Below are 2,703 nucleotides of genomic sequence, written 5' to 3'. Positions count from 1 at the left end.
GTGGGGGGAGGGGGGAGGGGGAGCCAGCGCGGGGAATCCAGAAAGTCCGCACAGCCGAGAAGAGCAGGGCGGGCGGCAAGTCGCGGCGAGCGAAGCCGCCCGTAAAAGCGCCGGGGCGGGCGGAGGGCAGAGCCAGGACCTCTACCTGAGGCAGTCAGGGAAGACAGGACATCCGAGGAGGCGACCCGGGTAGTCGGCGGCTGGAGCCCTCGCTAGCCACGGCGCCTGCCGGGGCGGGCCGTCGGCATGGCCCGCCCCGGCAGGCGCCCCTCGCGCAGTCCCGAACGAGGTCTGCCCCACAGCCTTTTGACGAACCCAGTCGCACAGTTCCGAACGGAGCCCGCCCCACACCCCCAAGCTGATCCAATCCCGCAGTCCCGAACGGCGCCCGCCCCGCAGCCCGAGGCGGGTCCCGGCTCCCCCACGCCTGGCGCCCGGCTCCCTCGGCCCCGGCCGGGCCCCCAGCCCCGGTGGCGCTCCCTCAGAGCCCGGCGCCCGAACCGGGTCGGGTGTGGTGGGCGAAGAAGGTGCGCAGGCGGTGGCGGAGCGCGGTCAGTCGGGCGGCCGGCGGGGCGGTGCCGACGAGTGTGGTGCGGGTGGTGGGGGTCACGAGGCCGGCGGTCTGGAGGGCGGGGACGAGGGAGGCGTAGTCGGTGAACGCCCAGTGGCCGCTGTCGGCCAGCAGGACCCGTTCGCCGGTGAGGCCGGTCCAGGAGCGGGTCAGCCGCTCGGCGCCGGCAAAGCCGTCGGTGCGGCAGAGCAGGAGGGGCCGGTCGAAGCCGTCCAGGGGGTCGAGATCGAGGTAGCCCTCCAGGTTCGCCACCGCGCGGACCCGGGGGTCGGCGCGGGCCGTGGAGACGGCGGCGGTGCCGCCCGCCGAGTGTCCGTAAATCCCGGCCGTCGAGGCCGGGGGCAGGCCGCCGAGCCCTTCGCCGAGGGCCCGGTCGAGAACGAGCCGGAGGTCCCCGACCCGCGTGTCGATCAAGGTGCGGAAGGTCGCCGGGTCCGGTTCCCCGCGCAGCGCCGTGATCCGTACCCCGCCCGGCAGTTCCACCTGGCTGGCGTCGCCGGGGTGGTCGACGAGGACCACCGTCCAGCCGTGGCCGGCCAGGTCCTCGGCGAGGCTCGTGCCCAGCGTGCGGGAGTCGCCGCCGCCGGGGCTGTACAGCAGCACGGGGCGGCGCCCGGGCAGCGGCGGCGCGTCGAGGTGGCCGTGGGTGAGGACGGCCCCCCAGTCGACCGTTCCGGCCGGGGGCAGGCCGGGGTGCACCGCGGGTGCGAGTTCGGCGAACGCCTGGGCGGCGGCCGGGGTGAGCTGGGGGACGCGGGGACGGCCCCGGACGTCGCGGGCCGGGTACAGGACGGTGAGCATCACCTCCCGTACGCCGCCCTCCCAGGGGTCGGTACGGGAGGGGTCGGTGAGGTGGACGGTGCGCAGGCCGACGGGGTGGGGTCCGGTGGGCGCGGGCAGCCGGAGCGCGGTACGCCCCGGCGTGACGGCCCGCGCGGTGGCGGGCGGGGAGCCGGTGGCGGGCAGGAGGGTGGTGGCGGTGCCGAGCAGGGCGCCGCGGAGGAGAGTACGTCGTGAGGTCATACCGGCATGCTGGAAGCGGGGCCGCCAGGGCGCGAAGCTTCAGGCCTGGGCCGAAAGGCTGGCGGGGGAAGGGGAGTTGTGCGGGTGTTGTGTGTCCACTTCACGGCGGAGGATCTGTCCCGGGTCCGCTTCGCGCCGCGTCCGGCGCCGCTCCAGGAGCTGCACGCGGCTCTGACGACAGCGGTCGCGCCGGGGCGGGATCCGTTGTTCGGCCGCTGGCGCGGCCGGGTCCTGCGCGCCCTGCCGGCGACGGCCGGGCCGCTCGCCGACCTGGTGCCGGCCGGTCGTCCTCCGGCGTTCCTCGATATCCTCTCCGACACGCTCGACGAGAGCTTCGAGCTGATCCGGACGGCCCGCCCGGAGACCGTTCGCACGGAGCTGGAACGGGTGTACGGGGCCGGCGTGCCGCCCCGCTGGGTCCGGGGGCTGCACGCGGGCGAGGAGGCGTCCTGGCGCGTCGTGCGGCGCGCCCAGCGGGCCGCGTACGAGGCGGTGCTCGCGCCGGTCTGGCCGCTGGTACGGGACCTCCACCGAGAGGAGTTCGCCCGGCATGCCCTGACGGTCGCCGAACACGGTCTGGGCGCCGCGCTGACGGCGCTCGCACCGGGTTCCGCGTTCGACGGGAGCGTCTGGCGATGGCCGGCACCTCCAGAGGCCACCACCCTTACGCCTCAAGGGAGTCGGGGAACTTTGGCGCAACCTTCGGGCGGCCCGGCGAGTGGGCGCACGGTCCGGCTCGACGGACGGGGCCTGGTGCTGGTGCCGACCTTCCACCACCCGGCGGGTCCCCTGCTCCAGGACCTGCCCGCCCGCCCCGTGGTGCTCACCTATCCGGCGGGCTCCGGCCACCCGCCCGCCCCGCTCGCACCCGACGGCCCGGATGACCCGGACGACCCGCTCGCTCCCGTACTGGGGCGCACCCGCGCCGAGTTGCTACGGCTGCTCGCCGAGCCCCGCTCGACCACGGAGCTGGCCCGCGCGCTGCGGGTGAGCAACGCGACGGCGTCCGGGCATGAAGACGAAGCCGGCGGACGAGCAGGACGCGAAGCAGGACGACCGGAGCGAGAAGGACGGCGCCGCGAAGGACGCGCGGTGACCTCCGGCATCGG

The 2,703-nt window shown here is 76.1% G+C and carries 2 protein-coding genes; one reads left to right on the top strand and one right to left on the bottom strand.

Going from position 1 to position 2,703, the window contains the following annotated elements; genetic code table 11:
• Positions 1 to 481: 481 nt before the first annotated feature.
• Positions 482 to 1,594: an acetylhydrolase gene (locus tag ABZ990_RS31075; protein ID WP_361238942.1), complete on the bottom strand. Its 1,113-nt coding sequence runs from the start codon at positions 1,592 to 1,594 to the stop codon at positions 482 to 484.
• Positions 1,595 to 1,678: 84 nt separating this feature from the next.
• Here ABZ990_RS31075 and ABZ990_RS31070 point away from each other — a divergent pair.
• On the top strand, positions 1,679 to 2,703 hold a 1,025-nt coding region (locus ABZ990_RS31070; protein WP_361238939.1), incomplete at its 3' end, for a hypothetical protein.

Source organism: Streptomyces sp. NPDC046203, assembly GCF_040646255.1.
In the GTDB taxonomy this organism is placed as follows: Bacteria; Actinomycetota; Actinomycetes; order Streptomycetales; family Streptomycetaceae; genus Streptomyces.
This window is presented reverse-complemented; position numbering and strand designations above follow the sequence as displayed.

Coding starts and splice junctions, on each gene's coding strand:
- ABZ990_RS31075 (WP_361238942.1), bottom strand. CDS start 1,594: ATGACCTCACGACGTACTCTCCTCCGCGGCGCCCTGCTCGGCACCGCC.